Annotated in this window: 18 protein-coding genes and 1 tRNA gene; 10 read left to right on the top strand and 9 right to left on the bottom strand. The window is 56.0% G+C overall.

Annotated features, from left to right (window positions below; genetic code table 11):
- Positions 1 to 58: 58 nt before the first annotated feature.
- Positions 59 to 2011, top strand: coding sequence for an alkyl/aryl-sulfatase (locus tag EUU25_RS09920; protein ID WP_158900584.1), 1953 nt, complete (start codon positions 59 to 61; stop codon positions 2009 to 2011).
- Positions 2012 to 2029: 18 nt separating this feature from the next.
- On the opposite strand, the gene mltG is transcribed toward EUU25_RS09920, so the two are convergent.
- The 8 genes from mltG to EUU25_RS09880 form a co-directional block, all read right to left on the bottom strand.
- The gene (gene mltG / locus EUU25_RS09915) at positions 2030 to 3001 is read right to left on the bottom strand and encodes an endolytic transglycosylase MltG (protein WP_158900582.1); all 972 of its coding nucleotides are present in this window, start codon (positions 2999 to 3001) and stop codon (positions 2030 to 2032) included.
- A gap of 41 nt (positions 3002 to 3042) precedes the next feature.
- On the bottom strand, positions 3043 to 4302 hold the full coding sequence (fabF, locus tag EUU25_RS09910) for a beta-ketoacyl-ACP synthase II (RefSeq protein WP_158900580.1): 1260 nt from the start codon (positions 4300 to 4302) through the stop codon (positions 3043 to 3045).
- Between the two features lie 132 nt (positions 4303 to 4434).
- Positions 4435 to 4668 (bottom strand): acyl carrier protein, encoded by a 234-nt coding sequence (locus EUU25_RS09905; protein WP_143774736.1) that lies wholly within the window; start codon positions 4666 to 4668, stop codon positions 4435 to 4437.
- An 82-nt stretch (positions 4669 to 4750) separates the two neighbouring features.
- A complete protein-coding gene (gene fabG / locus EUU25_RS09900; protein WP_158900578.1) occupies positions 4751 to 5488 on the bottom strand; it encodes a 3-oxoacyl-[acyl-carrier-protein] reductase in 738 nt (245 codons plus the stop codon).
- On the bottom strand, positions 5488 to 5964 hold the full coding sequence (locus EUU25_RS09895; RefSeq protein WP_158900576.1) for a GxxExxY protein: 477 nt from the start codon (positions 5962 to 5964) through the stop codon (positions 5488 to 5490). Before EUU25_RS09895 ends, fabG begins: the two co-directional genes overlap by 1 nt.
- Position 5965: 1 nt before the next feature.
- A complete protein-coding gene (locus EUU25_RS09890) occupies positions 5966 to 6760 on the bottom strand; it encodes a crotonase/enoyl-CoA hydratase family protein (RefSeq protein WP_158900574.1) in 795 nt (264 codons plus the stop codon).
- 4 nt (positions 6761 to 6764) lie between these two features.
- On the bottom strand, positions 6765 to 7703 hold the full coding sequence (gene fabD, locus EUU25_RS09885) for an ACP S-malonyltransferase (RefSeq protein ID WP_158900572.1): 939 nt from the start codon (positions 7701 to 7703) through the stop codon (positions 6765 to 6767).
- A gap of 32 nt (positions 7704 to 7735) precedes the next feature.
- On the bottom strand, positions 7736 to 8572 hold the full coding sequence (locus EUU25_RS09880) for an LD-carboxypeptidase (RefSeq protein ID WP_158900570.1): 837 nt from the start codon (positions 8570 to 8572) through the stop codon (positions 7736 to 7738).
- Between the two features lie 89 nt (positions 8573 to 8661).
- Here EUU25_RS09880 and EUU25_RS09875 point away from each other — a divergent pair, with 89 nt between their 5' ends.
- From EUU25_RS09875 to EUU25_RS09845, 7 genes are all read left to right on the top strand, one after another.
- On the top strand, positions 8662 to 10053 hold the full coding sequence (locus EUU25_RS09875; protein ID WP_158900568.1) for a glutamate ligase domain-containing protein: 1392 nt from the start codon (positions 8662 to 8664) through the stop codon (positions 10051 to 10053).
- Positions 10054 to 10106: 53 nt separating this feature from the next.
- On the top strand, positions 10107 to 11234 hold the full coding sequence (locus tag EUU25_RS09870; RefSeq protein ID WP_158900567.1) for a GGDEF domain-containing protein: 1128 nt from the start codon (positions 10107 to 10109) through the stop codon (positions 11232 to 11234).
- Positions 11235 to 11423: 189 nt separating this feature from the next.
- The gene (rpsF, locus tag EUU25_RS09865; protein ID WP_158900559.1) at positions 11424 to 11861 is read left to right on the top strand and encodes a 30S ribosomal protein S6; all 438 of its coding nucleotides are present in this window, start codon (positions 11424 to 11426) and stop codon (positions 11859 to 11861) included.
- Between the two features lie 3 nt (positions 11862 to 11864).
- On the top strand, positions 11865 to 12089 hold the full coding sequence (rpsR, locus tag EUU25_RS09860) for a 30S ribosomal protein S18 (protein ID WP_143774744.1): 225 nt from the start codon (positions 11865 to 11867) through the stop codon (positions 12087 to 12089).
- Positions 12090 to 12100: 11 nt separating this feature from the next.
- Positions 12101 to 12781 carry a 50S ribosomal protein L9 gene (gene rplI, locus EUU25_RS09855; RefSeq protein ID WP_158900557.1) on the top strand — a complete coding sequence of 227 codons (681 nt, stop codon included), beginning with the start codon at positions 12101 to 12103 and terminating at the stop codon, positions 12779 to 12781.
- A 79-nt stretch (positions 12782 to 12860) separates the two neighbouring features.
- On the top strand, positions 12861 to 13367 hold the full coding sequence (locus EUU25_RS09850; protein WP_158900555.1) for a 2'-5' RNA ligase family protein: 507 nt from the start codon (positions 12861 to 12863) through the stop codon (positions 13365 to 13367).
- Between the two features lie 77 nt (positions 13368 to 13444).
- A tRNA-Met gene (locus EUU25_RS09845) sits at positions 13445 to 13521 on the top strand.
- 32 nt (positions 13522 to 13553) lie between these two features.
- On the opposite strand, the gene EUU25_RS09840 is transcribed toward EUU25_RS09845, so the two are convergent.
- Positions 13554 to 15059: a tryptophan halogenase family protein gene (locus tag EUU25_RS09840; RefSeq protein WP_158900553.1), complete on the bottom strand. Its 1506-nt coding sequence runs from the start codon at positions 15057 to 15059 to the stop codon at positions 13554 to 13556.
- Positions 15060 to 15214: 155 nt separating this feature from the next.
- Here EUU25_RS09840 and EUU25_RS09835 point away from each other — a divergent pair, with 155 nt between their 5' ends.
- Positions 15215 to 18412: a TonB-dependent receptor gene (locus EUU25_RS09835; protein ID WP_246162653.1), complete on the top strand. Its 3198-nt coding sequence runs from the start codon at positions 15215 to 15217 to the stop codon at positions 18410 to 18412.
- Between the two features lie 105 nt (positions 18413 to 18517).
- A complete protein-coding gene (locus tag EUU25_RS09830; protein WP_158900551.1) occupies positions 18518 to 19495 on the top strand; it encodes a glycoside hydrolase family 16 protein in 978 nt (325 codons plus the stop codon).
- The last annotated feature ends 1 nt before the right edge of the window (position 19496 follow it).

Here is a 19496-nt window from a genome sequence, read left to right as displayed (position 1 = left end):
CTAATCGGCTTTACATTTCCTGGGTGCGCGCGCAATCTCCCTTTTGAGGGAGAGTGACATGATCAAGAAAGCTTTGTTTTTCGTCGGCTGCGCTAGTGGCCTTGCTGGTGCTGTTTTTGCAGAGCCTGTCGAAAAGCCGGCTTCGGCGGCTACGATTTCTGCGCAGCGCGCAATGGCGAAAAGCCTGCCTGTGGATGACGGCCGTGACTCCGGTTTTGCGGATCGCGGATTTATAGCCACATTATCCGACCCGCAGATCAAAGCGAAGGACGGCAAAATTGTCTGGAATCTGGGCGCTTATGACTGGATGAGCGGCAATACAGCGCCCGAATCGGTAAACCCCAGCCTTTGGCGGCATATGGGTTTATTGCGTAAACATGGTCTGTTCGCCCTGTCCGAAAACATGTGGCAAGTGCGTGGTTTCGACGTGTCGAATATGACGGTGATCAAAGGACAAAACGGATGGATATTGATCGATCCATTGACGACCCGGGAAACCGCAACTGCCGCGCTTCGCTTGGTCAATGAGACCCTTGGCACACGTCCGGTCAGTGCGGTCATTTACAGCCACAGCCATGGCGACCATTTTGGAGGTGTGCGCGGCGTAGTAAACGAAGCGGATGTGAAGGCCGGAAAGGTTCAAATCATAGCGCCCGAGCATTTCTTGGCCGAAACGGCTTCGGAAAATGTCATGGCCGGTCCAGCTATGGGCCGCCGTGCAAATTTCCAGTTCGGATCTCATCTACAGCCAGGACCGTTCGGGCAGATGGGCAGCGGCATAGGCCGGGGTGTGGCAGGGGGTGACATCACATTGATAGCGCCGACGATTGAAATCCAAAAGACGGGAGAAACCCGGGTCATCGATGGTGTGACACTCGAATTCCAGATGGTACCCGAAACCGAAGCACCGGCGGAAATGAATGTTTATGTGCCAGCGGCGCGCACTTTTCTGGCGGCCGAAATCGCCACCTGTTCGCTTCACAATATTCTGACGCCGCGTGGAGCAAAGGTACGCGATACCCATGCCTGGGCTGGTTTCCTCAACGAAGCCGCCAATCTTTATGGAGATCGCAGCGATACCATTGCCTCAAGCCATTGCTGGCCCCGGTTCGGGCAGGAAGAGGTCAAAGGGTGGCTGACCGGGCAGCGGGACAACTACCGCTACCTACATGACCAGACCGTCCGCATGATGAACAAGGGAATGACGCAGGCTGAGATTGCGGAGGCCCTAAAAGCGCCTGCAGCAATTGGTGATCAATGGTTCAACAAGGGCTATTATGGCACATACAGCCATAACTCGAAGGCGATCTATCAATTCTATCTGGGATGGTATGATGCGGTTCCGGCGAACCTGAACCCACATCCGCCCGAGATACGCGCCGCAAAAATGGTTACGGCGATGGGGGGCACAAAGAAGGTGCTGGCTACGGCCAAAAAGGCAATGGCGGAAGGGGATTACCGCTGGTCGTCTGATTTGCTAAACAATCTTGTCTTTGCAGATCCGAAAAATGCGGAAGGCCGTGCATTGCTGGCCGACAGTTACGAACAACAGGGATATCAAGCCGAATCCGCAATCTGGCGGAACATGTTTCTGACGGCAGCGCATGAACTGCGGCAGGGTATCAAGGCCAGCATCAACACACAAAGCATCGATATGATTTCGGCGGTCCCAACAGCTTTGCTGCTGGATTCAGTCGCCACGCGGCTTGACCCTGCGGCAATTGGCAACCGCAAATTGGCAATAAACCTCAATTTTTCGGACCGGAACGAGCAGGCGAAAGTTTCGGTTGGAAATGCGGTCATGTTCAGCGAAATGGGCGCGGCGCACCCTACGCCAGCCGCAACGATTAGTGGCCCGCGTCAGCTCTTTCTGGCACTCTTGTTCCTGAAACTGCCCGTGGCCCAGCTGGAAAGTGCAGGCCTCAAGGTCGAAGGTGACCGTTCGCAGGTTGAGGCTTTGCAGGCGGCCCTTGATCCTATGCCCGGACCATTCAACATTGTGGAACCTTAAGTCCGCGTAGGGGCAGAATTACATCTCGCCCCGTTCGCGACGGATTGCATACCATTTTTCGACATTGGCGTTATGTTCTTGCAGAGTGTTTGCAAAGACATGGCCGCCTTTGCCGTCGGCCACAAAGAACAGAGCCTTGGTATTTTCCGGGTTGAGGACAGCTTCGATTGCGGCACGTGACGGATTGGCGATCGGACCCTTGGGCAAGCCTACCATGGCATAGGTGTTATAGTCATTCACATCCGAAATTTCGGACTGACGGATGCGGCGGCCCAATGGTTTGCCTTTGGTGATCGGATAGATGATCGTGGGGTCGGCCTGCAACATCATGCCTTGCCGAATACGGTTGGAATAGACGCCAGCGACCATCCGAAGTTCCGATTTCAAAGCGGTCTCTTTTTCTACGATAGAGGCGAGCGTTAGTGCTTCTTCCGGAGTTTTGACGACGGTATCGCTGCTTCGCTTGGGCCAAAGATCGGCCATGGTCTGTGTCATGGCATCCTGCATGCGCTTCAGCACAGCGGCGCGATCCTCGTTTTTCTCAAAGGCGTAACTATCGGGTAGCACCGATCCTTCTACCGGAACCTGTATGGAGCCGGTCAGCCGGTCATTCGCCATCAGGCGCTCATACACCATGATTGAAGGCCAACCTTCGGGTATGGTGACCATCCGTTGAACTGTCTTTCCGCCCGTGAGGATATCAAGCACGTCGGAGTTTGAGGCCCCTGCCGGAATGATAAATTCGCCCGCCTTGATCGTGCTTGTCGCCCCGAATATTTTCGCGCGGTTGACGAAGGCATCTGCGGATTTGACGATACCGGACTTTTCAAGAACTTCAGCTGCCGACGTGATGCTTGAACCGGGCTTGATAACAACCGAGGTCTCACGCGTCAGCGGGCCAGGCGCTGTCCAGCCATAAACGAAATTGGCGCCAATCGCGGCAAGCAACACGATGGCTGCGATGATCGCCCATTTCGCCAGTTTACGCATCGGGGGCAAACCCGATGTTCAAGTGGCCAAGAAGCGGCATTTTAATCGACCGCTTTCATGATCAAGCTGGCATTGGTTCCACCGAAACCAAAGCTATTGTTGAGCACAGCCTTTACTTCACGCTTCTTAGCGACATGAGGAACCAGATCGACACCTTCGGTGCCTTCATCCGGGTTATCCAGGTTCAAAGTGGGCGGTACGATCTGGTCGCGCAACGCCAATATGCAGAAGATGCTTTCCACCGCACCTGCGCCGCCGAGCAAATGGCCGATTGCAGATTTGGTAGAGCTCATCGACACAGTCGATATTGCATCGCCAAACAACCGCTTTACCGCGCCTAATTCAATTGTATCCGCCATGGTCGATGTACCATGGGCATTGATATAATCGATATCGGATGGTGTCATGCCCGCCTTTTTCAACGCCATCTGCATGGAGCGGAACGCGCCATCACCCTCAGGATGGGGTGCGGTCACGTGATAGGCATCGCCCGACAGGCCATAGCCCACGACTTCGGCATAGATTTTTGCGCCGCGCGCCTTTGCATGTTCATATTCTTCGAGAACCACAATGCCCGCGCCTTCGCCCATAACAAATCCGTCACGGTCTTTGTCATAGGGGCGGCTGGCCTGCTCGGGACGGTCATTATAGGTCATGTTCAGTGCCCGGGCTTGCGCAAAACCGGCAATCCCCAAGGGGTTGATAGTGCCTTCAGCGCCACCGGCCAGCATGATGTCGGCATCATCGTCGCGGATCATGCGGGCAGCATCGCCAATGGAATGCGCGCCCGTTGAGCAGGCGGTTACAACAGCATGGTTCGGGCCCTTCAGGCCGTATTTGATGCTGACCTGTCCCGAAATCAGGTTGATCAGACGACCATGCACAAAATGCGGGCTGACGCGGCCCGGCCCCTTTTCGGCCAAGAGCAAGGATTCACTCTCAATGCCGGGCAGCCCGCCGATACCGGACCCGATCGAGCACCCGGCACGCAGCTTTTGATCTTCCGTCAAATCGGTAAGACCAGCATCTTCCAGAGCTTGTCCAGCCGCATCGATGCCGTAAATGATAAAAGGATCGACCTGCCGCTGTACTTTGTGATCAACGCGCTTGTCTGGGTCGAAGCCCCATGGGTGATCCTTGGGCTTTACCTCGCATGCAATATGGCACTTCTGGTCGCTGGTATCGAAGCGGGTGATGACACCTGCACCCGATTTGCTCGCGATCAGATTGGCCCAAGTGGTTTCGACATCCGCGCCCAAAGGCGTAACCAGTCCCAGTCCTGTAACCACAACACGACGCATGCTCTATCTCCTGGCGGGCTTATGAGCGCCCAATAAAAACAAGTGGAGCCAAAATGCAAACGGCTTTCCGGTTAAAACCGGAAAGCCGCGCTATCCTTAAGATGTGCAACGCAAGCGCGCTGCTGCACCCTATCAACCGTTGGCGTTGATAAAGTCGATGGCATCCTTGACGGTCGCGATCTTTTCAGCCGCATCGTCGGGGATTTCCACGTTAAATTCTTCTTCGAACGCCATGACGAGTTCGACGATGTCGAGACTGTCAGCGCCGAGATCGTCGATAAAGCTGGCTGCTTCGGTAACCTTGTCGGCTTCAACACCCAAATGTTCTACAACGATCTTTTTGACCCGATCCGCGGTATCACTCATTTTTTTTGCCCCTTATAGCTTGGGAGGATTAATATCAGGACTCGCCCTAATGTCCAGAATGGCTGCTGGCAAGTGGCAAGCGTTAAAGCATCGCCATCCCGCCGTTAACATGTAGTGTCTGGCCCGTGATATATCCAGCCTCCTTTGAAGCAAGATAGGCAATCGCGGCGCCAATATCGGTGCCTTCGCCCATGCGCCCCATTGGAATCCGTGCATTTAATGCTTCCTTTTGGGCATCGGGCAGCACGTCTGTCATCGGTGTGGCGATAAAGCCTGGCGCAACGCAGTTTACCGTAATTCCGCGGCTGGCAAGCTCTTGCGCCATCGATTTCGACATCCCAACGAGTCCCGCCTTCGATGCGGCATAATTGGCTTGGCCCGGATTACCGGTCGCGCCCACGACACTTGTAACCGAGATCATGCGTCCAAACCGGGCTTTCATCATCGGGCGGCTTGCTGCGCGCATCAGGCGAAACGCGCTTTCCAGATTGATCTGGATCACTTCGGCCCATTCTTCGTCTTTCATACGCATCGAAAGGTTGTCGCGCGTTACGCCTGCGTTATTCACCAGAATGTCGATCTGGCCCAATTTCTCGAGCGCTGCTGGAACAAGCGCTTCGACACTTTCCGCATCACCCAGATTGCACGGTATAGCGACATGATCGCCGCCCAGAGAGGCGCGAAACGCCTCCAATTTGTCGACATTGGACCCGGAAACCGCCAGACGCGCTCCCTGCGAAGCCAGAGCATGGCAAATCGCACTTCCAATCCCGCCCGAAGCTCCTGTCACAAGGGCGGTCATGCCGGTTAGATCAAACATCAATTCATTCCTTTTGATTGGTTCACGTTGATTGGTTCACGCGGAGGCGCGGAGGGTTTGTAGTCGTTTACAACGCGCTTAAAACCATCAATAAGTTTAACGCCGCCAAAATTTATCAGGAGACCAACAGACTGCTTAGTAAGTCTTAGATATGTATGAAGTTGTTTGTGATGGGCAGCATTTAAGGCGTCAACCGATTTGATTTCTATAATTAGCCAGCCGTCGACGAGCATATCGATGCGAAACGCTTCTTTGAAACACTGATCTTCAAATATGATATCTATCGGCTTTTGCCTTTCCACAAGATATCCCATGTCCGCTAGCTTTCCCGCCAGTACAATCTCGTAGACACGCTCCATTAAGCCTGGGCCAAGCTCACGGTGCAATCGAATAGCAGTATCCAGCACGTCGCCCGTTACTTTCTCGCTATCGCGCGTCTCATTCTCTCCGCGCCTCCGCGTCTCCGCGTGAACCATCTCACTCTCCGGTAAACTTCGGCGCGCGTTTTTCCATAAACGCGTTGATGGCTTCGTCATTGTCAGCGGTTGCGTGGGCAAGGGCTTGCATCGCAGCCGACATTTCGAGGATATTTTTCAACTCTGCGGTTTGCCCTTCGCGCAAGAGACGCTTTGTCATCCGCACAGCATGCGGTGGGTTCGCAGCAATTTTGTCCGCGATCCGGCGCGCGGTGGCTATCAGTTCTTCTGGTGCAACTACTTCGGACACGAGGCCGATGCGCAACGCTTCTGCCGCGTCGATCATTTCACCGGTCAGCGCCAGTTCGGTAGCCTTGGAAAATCCCACAATGCGCGGCAGCAGCCAAGCTCCGCCATCGCCCGGTATAATCCCGAGCTTAACGAAGCTCTCCGCAAATTTGGCGTTGTCGGATGCCACACGGATATCGCACATACACGCAAGGTCGCAGCCTGCGCCAATGGCGTGACCGTTGACGGCAGCCACAACGGGCACTTCGAGTGCCTGAAATAACAAGGGCAAGCGTTGAATGCCATATTTGTAATTGCGGCGCGTCTGGACAGACTTGGCAGAGCGAAGGCTGCCGACGTCGGGCGCCATTTGCTTCAGATCCCCGCCCGAAGAAAAAGCGCTGCCTGCACCCGTCAGAATAACGCAGCCGATGCTGATATCCTTATCCGCAGCCTCCATCGCAGCGCATAAGGCGTCGACCACATCATTGTCGGATATGGGATTGCGCTTTTCGGGCAGGTTCAATGTTACGGTAAGGACAGCGCCGTCGCGTTCTTGCAAAAGCATGATCTTAAAGTTCCTTCAAAAGGGCTTCGATGTCGTCCATCGAAATAATGCTGGCGGTCGATACATCTTCGCCGGCGCTGCGTTTCACCATGGGGCTTAGGACCTTGCCCCCAAATTCGACAAAATGCGTTACGCCGGCGCCTGCCATGGCGATGGCCGATTCCCGCCAGCGTACCCGTCCGGTCACTTGTTCCACCAACTGCGCGCGGATGGTATCGGGGTCGACGACGGCTTCGGCCGTGACATTGGCGTAAAGAGGCACGATGGGTGTTTGCAATGCCGTTTTGCCCAAGGCTTCTTCCATAGCGTCGGCTGCTGGCTGCATCAACGGACAGTGAAAGGGCGCCGACACCGGCAGCAATATGCCGCGTTTGATGCCATGCTCTTTTACAAGTTCGATGGCGCGATCAATCGCGCTTTTGTGGCCCGATATGACGACCTGCGACGGATCATTGTCGTTTGCCACGGTGCAGGTCTCTCCCTCGGCAGCGGCCTTTGCCAAGGCTTCCGCTTTCTCGATGTCGGCCCCCAGCAATGCCGCCATCGCGCCGATTCCGACAGGAACTGCCGCTTGCATGGCGCGCCCGCGCAATTTGAGGAGCCGAGCGGTCGTTGCGAGGTCGAACGTTCCTGCCGCGCACAATGCCGAATATTCACCCAGCGAATGGCCAGCGACAAAGCTGCACTTGCTCCCGAGGGAGACGCCACCTTCAACCTCCAGCACCCGCAAGGTTGCTATGGCGTTGGCCATGATGGCGGGCTGCGCATTCTCGGTTAGCGTCAGGTCACTTTCGGGGCCCTCGCACATCAATTTGAACAGGTGCTGGCCCAAGGCGTCATCGACTTCCTGAAACACTGCCTTCGCAGTGGGACTGGCCGCCGCAAGAGCCTGACCCATGCCAACGGCCTGACTGCCTTGGCCTGGAAAGATGAATGCGCGCATGAATGCTCCCTTTCAGATATGTTTGCAGCCGCCTAGAAAGTGGCGCTGGATGTTGCAAGCCCGAACGGTACGATCTTGTTGTCCGCGTCATGGCCGATATCTGCGGCGCCCAGAAAGTTGATGCCGCTCATGCGGCACCAGCGCTTGGCTATTTCGGTTGCGCCTTCGCCAAAGGGGCGGTCATTGTCGGGCACATCACTGACCCGGCCGAGCCGCAAACCGGCCAGCCCTGCGCCTTTCAAATGGCTGCTTACATGAAAGAAGGCGCGGTCGAAGGCATAGAGATATTCGCTGACCTCTTCGATCATCAGAACATGGCCTTTCAGGTCCGGCATCAACGGTGTCCCGGTCATCATGGCCAACGTCATAAGATTGAAAGCCGCATAGCGTTCGCCTGCCTGAATGTGCGGCTCCAGCGATTGCGGGTCGCGGCGGGCGATCCAGTCGAGCCCCCGGATGACGGCGGCATCGCCGCCGGTGCGCCGGATATCCGCCGGCATCGGGCCGTGGGCGAGGTGCGGAAAACCGTGGCGTTGAAGGCAGCCGAGCAAATTGCCCTGATCGCTATAGCCCATATAGAGTTTGCGGCGCGCGACCTCCTTCAAGCTTTCAACTGCGCTTTCGGCGATGCGACATGCGCCATATCCGCCGCGCACAAACCATATGGCGTCAATGCCGGGGTCGTTGGCCAGATCGACGAAAGCAGTCAGGCGCTCCAGATCTGTCCCGGCAAAATGGCCATTCTCGGTGAAGCATTGCGGGTCGAACAGTAACTCCGCGTCGGGATGATGCGCGGCCGCCAATGCCGTGACACGATCTGCGTCTTCGCTGGTAAAGGCGGTTGAGGGGGCGCAAATCCCGATCTTCATGTCTGCCGTTCCTCCCGCCCGTCAATGTTCAACCACGCTTTAACATCGTGCATGTTGCCAAAGCCAGCGCCACGCAATAGCGGGGATGGATGAGCAATACCAAATCCTATTTCTTCTGTGGCATTGGCGGTTCGGGCATGCTGCCGCTGGCCACCATATTGGCGGAACAGGGCGCCGAAGTCGCCGGGTCCGACCGCGCTCTGGACCAAGGGCGCCTGGGCGCGAAATTTGAATATCTGCAAGCGCGGGGGATGGACCTGTTCGCGCAGGATGGCAGCGGCCTGACACGTGGTGAGCAGATATTGGTGGCTTCCGCTGCGGTCGAAGACAGCGTGCCGGATGTTGCCAAGGCCAAGGCCCTGGGTTGCGCGCGCATGACGCGGGCCCAGTTGCTCGCCGAATTGTTCAACGCATCCCCGCGGTCGGTTGCCGTGGGCGGGACGAGCGGCAAGTCGACGGTAACGGGTATGATCGGCTGGATCGCCAGCGAACTTTCGTGCGACCCGACGATAATGAACGGCGCCGTCATGCGCAATTTTGCCGATGCCGAAGCACCCTTTGCCAGCAGCCGGGTGGGCAAGGGTGGACTGTTCATTAGCGAAGTGGATGAAAGCGATGGTTCGATCGCGCTGTTCCAGCCGGAAATTGCGGTGCTGAACAACATCACGCTTGACCACAAAAGCCTTGACGAATTGCGGCAGTTGTTCGGTGATTTTGCTGCGCGGGCGACGTGTACTGTGTGGAATGCCGATGATCCCGAAAGCGTCGCTCTGATGAAGGGAAAACCCAAGGCGGTTTCCTTTGGTTTTGCGGAGAATGCTGATTATCGGGCCGTCGATCTGGTGGAAGCACCTTTGTCGGTTGAATTTCGCCTGTTGGTAAAAGGTGCGGAATATGCCGTTAAGCTGGCGGTGCCGGGGCGACATAATGCGGCAAATGCACTCGCAGCGCTTGCCGCAAGCGGGGCACTAGGACTTGATCTGGAAAGGGCCGTTGCGGCCATCGGCCAGTATAAAGGGCTGGCGCGCCGTTTCGAGATTATCGGCACCATGCGCGACATTACCGTCATCGACGACTTTGGTCACAACCCGGACAAGATATCGGCGACGCTCGATACGTTGAAAGCGTTCCCGGGCAGGGTCATTGCCTTTTTCCAACCGCATGGTTTTGGACCCTTGCGGGTGATGGGAAAGGAGCTTGCCGAGGTGTTTGCGGCAAAGCTGGACAAAGAGGACAGGCTATTTCTGTGCGACCCGGTATATTTTGGCGGCACGGTCGACAAAAGCATTGGGTCCGACAGCGTCGTTGCCGACGTTAACAGGATGGGAACTGTTCACGCTCAACATATCGCTGATCGGGCGGAATGTGCGCAGCAGATGGTAGACGTCGCAATGCCCGGCGATCGCATTGTAATCATGGGCGCCCGCGATGATACATTGAGTGCATTTGCCGCCGAAATTCTCGAAAATCTGCGCCGCTAAAATTTTTTGCAAAATATGGTAAAGAAACTGCGACGCCGTCCGTTTCTTCAGCCATGAGCAGCATTTCTTTAGATCTTGGTGAGAGCAGCGAGCCGTCGGGCGGTCTGCTTAAATGGCTTCTAGGCCGCAAATCGGAAACCCGTACCCCGGGTGTACGTGAGGAGCTGTCGCGTGACGACCGCTTCATGATGCGCCACGGTGCGATGGTTGAAGATATATGCGAGTTTTTGGCAAGGGCGGGGCTGGATCCGATCCCGGACCATTATGAGCTGGCATGGCTTTACCTGGCAGGCGCGTCGAGTACGCAGCGGCACATGATCGAAGCCCATATGCTGGAGCATGGAGGCATTTCGCCTGTTCATGCCTCAGGCTTGCTTGATGTCATGCGCAACGCGATTAGCGAGCGTGAACTGGCGGCGATGGTCGAAAAAGCGAAAAGTGACATTAATGAAGCGCAATTGACGGCTGACCGTTCGGGGCAGGATGTTGCGAATTTTGGTGCCGCTTTGGGGGTATCCGTCGATTCACTTTCTAATCCGGATGCGGCTCGCGAAGCGGTGGCCAAGCTCCAGATTCTGACCCAGAATATGATGGAACGTGCTGCCAAAGCCGAGGCGGAGTTGAAAGAGCGGTCCAAAGCGATGTCGCAATTGAAGAGTCGTCTGGTGCAAAGTCAGAAGCAGGCCTTGAGTGATGCGCTGACCGGGCTTCCAAACCGTCGTGCATTCGATCTGCAATTGGACGAGGCCATCGAAGTCGCCCATGAGACCAAACAGCCGCTTTCTGTTGCCTTCTGTGACATCGACTTTTTCAAGAAGGTCAATGACACCCATGGTCACGCTGTTGGGGATCGCGTGATCAAACATGTCGCTCAGGTCCTGAAAAACTGTGCAGGCGCAAAGGCGCATGTGGCGCGCCATGGCGGCGAGGAATATGCGCTGCTTTTCGAAAACATGAATGCATCGCTGGCATGTGATCTGCTGAACAGTGCCCGGGCTCGGCTGGATGCCAAACGGCTGGTTGCCAAAGACACTAATGTGTCGATCGGTGAAGTCACCATATCCTGTGGCGTTGCGACGCTCCAGATTGGCGAAACCGGCGCATCTATGCTTTCGCGCGCGGATCAGGCCTTGTACGAAGCCAAGAACACCGGGCGCAATCGCATCTGCATAGCGCCCTGAGTTCTTCCGGCAGTGCATTTCCCTGCCCACCAAATGGTCACGTCACTTTAGTGGCCGAATCGCTTGCATTTCCGGCAAAACCCACCTAAGCGCCCCACTTCGCTCAGGCCCGCCTGACCGAAACGAAGAAAGCCGGAGGGGCGTCCGCATGGTGCGGCGTCAGCGATCGGTAGGAACAAGGAAACGCCCATGCCGCTGTACGAGCATGTATTTTTGGCGCGTCAGGACCTGTCTCAGGCCCAAGTAGATGCGCTGGCTGAAAATGCCACCAAGATTGTGGAAGACAATAAAGGCAAGGTTGTAAAGACCGAAACCTGGGGTCTTCGCACATTGACCTACAAGATTCAAAAGAACCGCAAAGCGCATTTCGTGTTGCTTGAGATCGATGCTTCCGGCGACACTGTTGCCGAACTGGAGCGTCAGACCCGCATGAACGAAGATGTGATCCGTTACATGACGATCCGCGTTGACGAACATGAAAAAGGCCCTTCGGTGATGATGCGCAAGAGCGACCGTCCCGAGCGTAGCGAACGTGGCGGTTTCGGCGGCGATCGTGATCGTGGCGACCGTGGCGCACCGCGTGGTGACCGTCCCGACCGCGCACCCCGTGCAGAGCAGGAGGCATAAATCATGGCACGTCCATTTTTCCGTCGTCGCAAGTCCTGCCCTTTCCAGGGTAAAGATGCGCCAAAGATCGATTACAAAGATGTACGCCTGCTTCAGGGCTACATTTCCGAGCGTGGCAAGATTGTACCGTCGCGCATTACCGCCGTTTCGGCAAAGAAGCAGCGTGAGCTGGGCCAGGCTATCAAGCGCGCCCGTCACATCGGTTTGCTTCCCTACATCGTGAAGTAAGGAGCCGCGATATGGATATCATACTTCTCGAACGCGTTGAAAAGCTGGGTGCCATTGGTGACGTTGTCACTGTGAAAGACGGCTATGCTCGCAACTTCCTGTTGCCAAACAAGAAGGCTCTGCGCGCCAACGACGCGAACCGTAAGGTTTTTGAAGCCAACCGTGCCAAGATCGAAGCTGACAATGCGTCGCGTCGTGAAGAGGCGAAGGCTGCTTCGGGCAATGTTGAAGGCAAGCAGATCGTTTTGATCCGCGCTGCATCGCAAACCGGTCAGCTTTATGGTTCGGTGTCGGTCAAGGACATCGTTGACGGCCTGAACGCTCAGGACGCCAAGGTTGCCAAGAGCATGATCGTGCTGGAACGCCCGATCAAGACGCTCGGCCTTTTCGACGTCAAGGTTGTTCTGCATCCTGAAGTTTCCGTCACTGTGCAGGTCAATGTGGCCCGTTCGGACGACGAAGCCGAGTTGCAGAAGGACGGCGTCAATGTTCTCGACCAGATGTTCGAAGCCGAACAGGCCGAGATCGCTGCCGAAGCAATCGAAGCCCAGGTTGAAGCAGAAGCCGCTGCTGACGCAGCCGATGCTGCTGAAGCTGAAGCCAATGCGAAGCGTCGCGAAGAGCAAGCTGCGGCCAAGGCCGCAGCTGAAGCCGAAGGCGGTCTGTCTGCAGACGCCGGCGACGACGCTTAAGTTTTTCGTCACGAAACAGAATGGCCGCCTGATTGCAAAATCGGGCGGCTTTTTTGTTGCCTATTGAAGGCGGCTGGCATTGAACGCGCCTATCATTCTGACTGCGGAAATGGGGAAGGCGGACCAGGCCTGGGCCAATACGTTGCGCCGCGAACATTATCCTGCAGAGCGGAATGTCGTTGATGCGCATATCACGCTTTTCCACCATCTGCCGCCCGCCTATCTAGCCGAAATCAAATCCCGGCTTTCGGCCATCACACAAGAATATCCAAAACCAGATGCTCTCGTCTCCGATGTCATGTTGCTCGGAAACGGCGTTGCCTTTCGGGTCTTGAGTGAGGAGTTGTTGTCCATACGCGAGGAGCTGGTATCCCATTTTCAAGGCTTGCTGATCCCGCAGGATCGGGCCACGCCCCGATTACACATCACTATACAAAATAAGGTTGAATCACCGCGCGCCAAAGCGCTCCATAAAGCATTGAGCCGTGATTTTTCGCCGCGTCCGCTGTCGATAGCAGGACTTGGTGCCTATTATTATTGCGGCGGACCCTGGGAGAGAATTGGAAGCTGGACATTTCGCGGCTGACAACCCTTGACCCGCCTGTAACCCCCGCTTATAGCGCCGCGTGCTTTCCCGCCATTGACGGGATTCACGCTTGGTATGGCGAAGTAGCTCAGCTGGTTAGAGCGGTGGAATCATAATCCATAGGTCGGGGGTTCAAGTCCCTCCTTCGCTACCAAGACATCTGTCCTCCCATATAGCGACACGCATTTAGGCTGGTGCAGGGCAGTATTTCTGCAAATAGTCCCCATGGCTTGGCATATGCTGCACGACGAAGCGGATTGATTGCTCCATGGCATCCATTTCCTTCGCGGTCGCAGGCTCTCTTACCGCGTCGGCCATCGGATTATGTCCGCCCATCATGATGCCTTGACCCATCATTACCGCTGCCCAGCTTGTTTCGGTGAAAAGCTCGTCATCTTCACGGAAGATCTGGCCATTCAGGCGGAACAGGTCCGTCTTTTCGGTCAGGGTTTCGGGTACGGCCATGTTGCGGCAATAATCCCAGAACGGGCTGTCATCGCGGCTGGTGGCATTGTAGTGCAGAATAAGAAAATCGCGGATGCGGGCATATTCTTTGCCGGTCAGGCGGTTGAATGCATCTTCCTGCGCCTGTGTGATACCATCGAGCGAGAGCAGCGCGATGAGCTTGTTTATACCCGTATTGATCAGGTGGATCGACGTCGATTCCAATGGTTCCATAAAACCTGCGGACAGGCCCAGAGCGACGACGTTTTTATTCCAGAACTTTTTCCGGCGTCCCGTCGTGAACCGCAAATAGTTGGGATCGGCCCCGGGCTTGCCAGCGATGTTCCCCAGCAAAATCGACAGGGCCTCGTCATCCGACATAAACTCGCTGCAATAGACATGGCCATTGCCGTTGCGATGTTGCAGCGGCACCTGCCATTGCCAGCCTGCCTTGTGGGCAGTGGCACGGGTATAGGGCAGGGGGCCGCTACCATCTTCACGAACGCACGGAAGTGCTACGGCGCGATTGCACGGAAGGAAGTTGGTCCAGTCTTCATATCCGGTCTTCAACGCCTGTTCGATCAAAATGCCCCGAAAACCCGAGCAATCGACGAACAGATCGCCTTCGACGACATCGCCATTGTCCATGGTCAAAGAAGATACAAAACCATTTTCGCCGTTCAGAGCGACATCTGCCACCTTGCCCTCACGCCGGACGACGCCGCGCTTTTCGGCATAGGAGCGCAAGTAGCGCGCGTAGCGACCCGCATCCAGATGATAGGCGTAGTTTACGGGCGGCAAATCCTCGCGCTGGTAATCTTCGGTGCGCGCAAAGCGCCCGAAATGCGCGGCCATGGTTTCGATGTTGAACACCTGAATCGGACGCTTGTCGCCCGCTTGATGATATTTGTGCCAGACATGATGGAAGGAGATGCCGTCGACTTGATAGCCATAGGCGCCGAAGGGATGGATATAGCTGTCGCCCAATTTCCCCCAATTCACGAACTGGATCCCGAGCTTGAAACTTCCCTGCACGGCGGCCAGCATTTCGCGCTCGTCAACTTCAAGTAGGCGATTGAAGTCGAGAAAGGGCGGGATAGTCGCTTCGCCAACGCCAACCGTCCCGATTTCTTCGGACTCGATCAGGGTGATGTCGACGGGCCGTCCGGCGCGAAGCCGCGATAAGGCTGCAGCTGTCATCCAGCCTGCGGTTCCTCCACCTACGATGATTATTTTTTCGATAGCCATGATACCCCACCATTCATGATAGCCGGAGCATGATAGCGCAAGTGCGAAAATTGTGAACGTTCATTTTGCCTCTTGTGAACGCTCTCAATTCAAGTTATGCGTTGGCGTAACGGTGGGAGAAATGCCCCCGGCTAAAAGCATTCAGGGAGGATCATTTGGCACGCAAATCACTATTCGAAATGGCGCGTTCTCAGCGGTTTGTTGCGCTGACCACCGCCTCCGGCCTCGCGCTGTCGGCCTTTACGGCGACTCCGGCGTTCGCGCAAACCGCCGATCAGCCTGAACAGGCGGCCGAAACAACGGAAACCGAAGACGCAATTATCGTTACCGGCTTCAAAAAATCGCTTGAAAGCGCACAGAATATCAAGCGCGATGCCGACACATTTGTCGACGTCATTACCGCAGAAGATATCGGCGCTCTTGCTGACCGCTCGGTTGCTGAAGCGCTGCAGCGTGTTCCTGGCGTCAATATCTCGCGCTTCGAACAGCGCAACGACCCTGACCGTTTCTCGGTCGAAGGTTCGGGCGTCATCATTCGCGGCTTGCCTTATGTCCGGTCCGAGCTCAACGGCCGCGACATTTTCTCGGCAAATGGAGGTCGTGAACTGTCCTTCAACGACGTTTCGCCTGAATTGCTTGGCCGTGTGGAAGTGTTCAAGAACAACACCGCCGACATGATCGATGGCGGTATTTCCGGTACCGTGAACCTCGTGACCCGCAAGCCCCTCGACAAAAGAGGCTTCCATATCGCCGGGACTCTAGAAGGAAATTACGGGGATCTTGCCAAAAAATGGTCGCCTGGTTTTTCGGTTCTCGCATCAAACACATTTGAAACCGGTATCGGTACCTTTGGCCTGCAGCTAGCCTATGCGCAGTCGGAGCTTGTAACCCGCACCGACGCATCACAGATCACCGATCCCTGCTATCGTGCTCCGGCGCTTAACGCACCTTGCATTCGCGTACGTGCGGTCGGTTCCGGCGGATTTGGCGGCGCGGCTCAATTTGATTCGTCGAATTTCCCGCCCGCTGGCGCGTTGTTCGTGCCGAAGGGTGCGGGCGTTCGTACCACGGACCTGACACGTGATCGCAATGCCTATTCGGCGGTCGGCCAGTGGGAAAGCAACGACGGCCGCGCGCTCGTCACATTCGAATATCTGCGTGCAGAGACCGAAGCGACGCTGAACGAGTTTGCTGTTCTGGCTCTTGTGAACGACGATGCCTTGTTCCCTGTGGTTGCACCGGGCACCACGGCAACATTCAACGGTAACCAGTTCGCCACAGGCACCCTGACCCAGTTGCAGCCCTTTACCGGCGGCCGCGGGATTCCGACCGAGCTGCTGCGCTTCCAGCGTGAAGACGCTGCGAAGACCGAAGATTTCTCGGTGCACATCAAGCTTGATCCGACAGATCGTCTGCGGTTCAATTTTGAAGCCCAGCATATCAAGTCGGACCGTACCGAAGATGGCTTCATCTCCGCCATGCAGACCTACACCGATGTGTTCATCGACAACACCGGCAGCACGCCGCTTGTCCAGTTCCTTGAACCGGGTACGCCCAATTCTCCTGCAAGTTATTTCAATAACCCTGCACGGACATTCTACTGGTTCCTGATTGATAATCAGGTGAAGAATGAAGGCGATTTGACCAGCCTGCGTTTCGACGCCGAATATGATGTCAGCGACGAAGGTTTCTTCAAAAAGGCACGGTTTGGTGCACGTTGGGGTGACCGCAACCGCGTGACACGTAACGCCAACTTCTCCAACTGGGGGAATTTGGGTGCGCCTTGGACTGGACGTGGCGGGAATTGGAACTGCGGCGACTTCCAAGCCTTTGGCTGTGGCGGTGCTTATGCGACGGACTTCCCCAATTCGACACAGATCCGCAATCCATTCGGCAGCAATTTCCAGCGTGGAAATGCACCGGTGCCGCTGGGTAATGGCTCCGCCTTCTTCTTCGGCGGCGACAATCTTGTTGCCGATTATCTGAGCGGCGCGATCCAGCAACAGGCCTCGGCGATCACCGCATTTACATTGACACCTAATGCCTGGTTCCCGATTTCGGCTCGGACCAACGCCTTGCCGGGTGGCCCATGGACGGCTGGTGAAATTTCGGATGTTTCGGAAAGCACCTTCGGTGCCTACGCCCGCGTCGATTTCGGCACCAACTTCGGTGAAAACACCACGCTGACCGGTAATATCGGGCTGCGTTATGTCGAAACTATCGTCCGCAGCGGTGGCTCGATTGCTTTCCCGACCGGGCAATTCTTCGATACCCCTCCGGGCGGAAACGGCGATGGCCGCGTCAGCGTTGCCGAGCTTCAAACCGCATGTGGAGCGGTGCAGCCAGGACAGGTTGCTCCGGGCTATTGCAGCTTGACCCCCGCACGCCTGGCGCAATTTGCGTCGGTGTTTACAGGCGAAGTGATCGACGACAGTTCGAACATCAAATTCGATCATTGGTTACCCAGCTTCAACGCCAAGCTTGATTTCGGCAATGGTATGCTCGTGCGCGCTGCGGCGTCGAAGAGTATATCGCGTCCCGATCTCTCCAGCTTCGCAACAGGCGGCGGGATTTCGGATAACACCACCAATTTGCGATCAGGAGGCACGCTGGATACGGGGCCATTGTTCCAGATTTTCACCGGCAACCGCCTCTTGCGGCCGATCCAATCGTGGAATTATGATCTGTCGTTTGAATGGTATTTTGATGCCGTCGGTTCCCTTTCGGTGTCCGCGTTCCTGAAAGACATCAAAGGTATCGTAAACGGCGGCGCCACGGTGCGCAGCTTTACCAGCCCCAGCGGTGTCACCACCGACGTGCTGGTGAACGGACCGGTCAATAGCGATGGCGGCAAGTTGAAGGGTGTCGAGGTTGCCTATCAGCAAACCTATGACTTCCTACCCAGCTTCCTGAGTGGTCTGGGTGCGCAGTTGACCTATACCTATGTGGATGCGGGTGATTTCAACAACTCCTCATTGGGGGCCGAGCAAAGTCCTTTTGCAGGTGGCCTGCCGTTGGCTGGCGTATCCAAACACACGATCAACGCGGTCGGTTTCTATGAAAAGGGACCCTTGTCTGCCCGCTTGGCCTATAACTGGCGTTCGGATTTCTTGCAGACACCGCGCGACGTCATCTTCCCCTTCTCGCCGATTTACGGTGAAGCAACGGGGCAACTGGACGGCTCGATCTTTGTAACGGTCAGTAAGCAACTGAAACTGGGTATTCAGGGCGTCAACCTGCTCGATGAGGTCACACAGACGTCACAGGTGATCGATTTCACCGGAACCAAGGCCACAAGGTCGGCGTTCCGGAACGACCGACGCTTTACATTCCTGGCGCGGTTTGAATTCTAAGCTGTCCGTAAACTAGACAATGCGAACGGGCCTTAGTCATATGACTTGGGCCCGTTCTTTGTTTGACGGAAAAGCGCGCCTATGTCCTGTCATGAAAGGATGCTTATGACTCATCTCGGAAAGTTGGTACTTGCGGTGGTCGCCGCATGGGCAGGATCCCCGTCTGCCTATGCCAATGCCAATCCCGCGCCAAGCGGGTGGAAACTGGTATGGGCGGATGAGTTTAACGGGACCGAGCTCGACCGGACGAAATGGAAGCCGGAACAATCCTGCTGGGGCGGCGGTAATTTCGAGCGGCAATGTTATACGGACCGTTCGAAAAACATTCGTGTCTCGGATGGCATATTGCATCTTATGGCGCGCAAGGAACGCTTTACGGGCCCCGACCGACCACCGGAAATTGCGGACAAGCCTAACCCCAAGAAGACCCAAAATATAACGTCCGGCAAGATTCGGACCTTGGGTCTGGCAAGCTGGAAATATGGCAAGATCGAATTCCGCGCAAAGCCTCCGAAAGGGCAGGGCACATGGCCGGCTGTCTGGATGATGCCCAGCGAGAACTATTATGGCGGATGGCCCCGGTCGGGTGAAATCGACATATTGGAAGGCGTCAATCTGGGGGCGACCTGCACAGTATGTGAAGGCACCGTCGGCGAAAACCGCATGATCAGTGCGCTTCACTTCGGCGATTTTGCTCCCGCCAACAAGGTTCTCGATACGCGCGTCGCTCTTCCGTCCAAGGCACTGCCATCGGATGATTTTCATATCTGGACGCTGGAGTGGGCCGAGGGCATCATGCGCTTTTCACTCGATGGCCGGCTATACTGGGAAGTGAAAGCGGACCAATGGGATAGCGCATCGCCTCTCGCCAAAGGAAATGGCGTTGCGCCATTTGACCAACCCTTTTACATCATGGCCAATCTTGCCATTGGGGGAAGGCTGTCGGAAGAAAATAACGATAAGGGTGTTGCGGCAGACGTTGTGCCTGCGGAGTTTCTGATCGACTGGATACGCATATACCAGTGCGCGGAAGACCCGGAAAAAGGGCTAGCCTGCCTGCAAAAGGCCAAAGGGGACGAGTAGA

The sequence above is a fragment of the Sphingorhabdus lacus genome, assembly GCF_009768975.1.
Classification (GTDB): domain Bacteria; phylum Pseudomonadota; class Alphaproteobacteria; order Sphingomonadales; family Sphingomonadaceae; genus Sphingorhabdus_B; species Sphingorhabdus_B lacus.
The sequence above is the reverse complement of the archived record's forward strand: the minus strand, read 5'-3'. Positions and strand labels throughout refer to the sequence as shown.

Bases quoted from the DNA above. Each gene is read 5' to 3' on its own strand.
- EUU25_RS09920 (WP_158900584.1), top strand. From the start codon at position 59: ATGATCAAGAAAGCTTTGTTTTTCGTCGGCTGCGCTAGTGGCCTTGCT.
- mltG (WP_158900582.1), bottom strand. From the start codon at position 3,001: ATGCGTAAACTGGCGAAATGGGCGATCATCGCAGCCATCGTGTTGCTT.
- fabF (WP_158900580.1), bottom strand. From the start codon at position 4,302: ATGCGTCGTGTTGTGGTTACAGGACTGGGACTGGTTACGCCTTTGGGC.
- EUU25_RS09905 (WP_143774736.1), bottom strand. From the start codon at position 4,668: ATGAGTGATACCGCGGATCGGGTCAAAAAGATCGTTGTAGAACATTTG.
- fabG (WP_158900578.1), bottom strand. From the start codon at position 5,488: ATGTTTGATCTAACCGGCATGACCGCCCTTGTGACAGGAGCTTCGGGC.
- EUU25_RS09895 (WP_158900576.1), bottom strand. From the start codon at position 5,964: ATGGTTCACGCGGAGACGCGGAGGCGCGGAGAGAATGAGACGCGCGAT.
- EUU25_RS09890 (WP_158900574.1), bottom strand. From the start codon at position 6,760: ATGCTTTTGCAAGAACGCGACGGCGCTGTCCTTACCGTAACATTGAAC.
- fabD (WP_158900572.1), bottom strand. From the start codon at position 7,703: ATGCGCGCATTCATCTTTCCAGGCCAAGGCAGTCAGGCCGTTGGCATG.
- EUU25_RS09880 (WP_158900570.1), bottom strand. From the start codon at position 8,572: ATGAAGATCGGGATTTGCGCCCCCTCAACCGCCTTTACCAGCGAAGAC.
- EUU25_RS09875 (WP_158900568.1), top strand. From the start codon at position 8,662: ATGAGCAATACCAAATCCTATTTCTTCTGTGGCATTGGCGGTTCGGGC.
- EUU25_RS09870 (WP_158900567.1), top strand. From the start codon at position 10,107: ATGAGCAGCATTTCTTTAGATCTTGGTGAGAGCAGCGAGCCGTCGGGC.
- rpsF (WP_158900559.1), top strand. From the start codon at position 11,424: ATGCCGCTGTACGAGCATGTATTTTTGGCGCGTCAGGACCTGTCTCAG.
- rpsR (WP_143774744.1), top strand. From the start codon at position 11,865: ATGGCACGTCCATTTTTCCGTCGTCGCAAGTCCTGCCCTTTCCAGGGT.
- rplI (WP_158900557.1), top strand. From the start codon at position 12,101: ATGGATATCATACTTCTCGAACGCGTTGAAAAGCTGGGTGCCATTGGT.
- EUU25_RS09840 (WP_158900553.1), bottom strand. From the start codon at position 15,059: ATGGCTATCGAAAAAATAATCATCGTAGGTGGAGGAACCGCAGGCTGG.
- EUU25_RS09830 (WP_158900551.1), top strand. From the start codon at position 18,518: ATGACTCATCTCGGAAAGTTGGTACTTGCGGTGGTCGCCGCATGGGCA.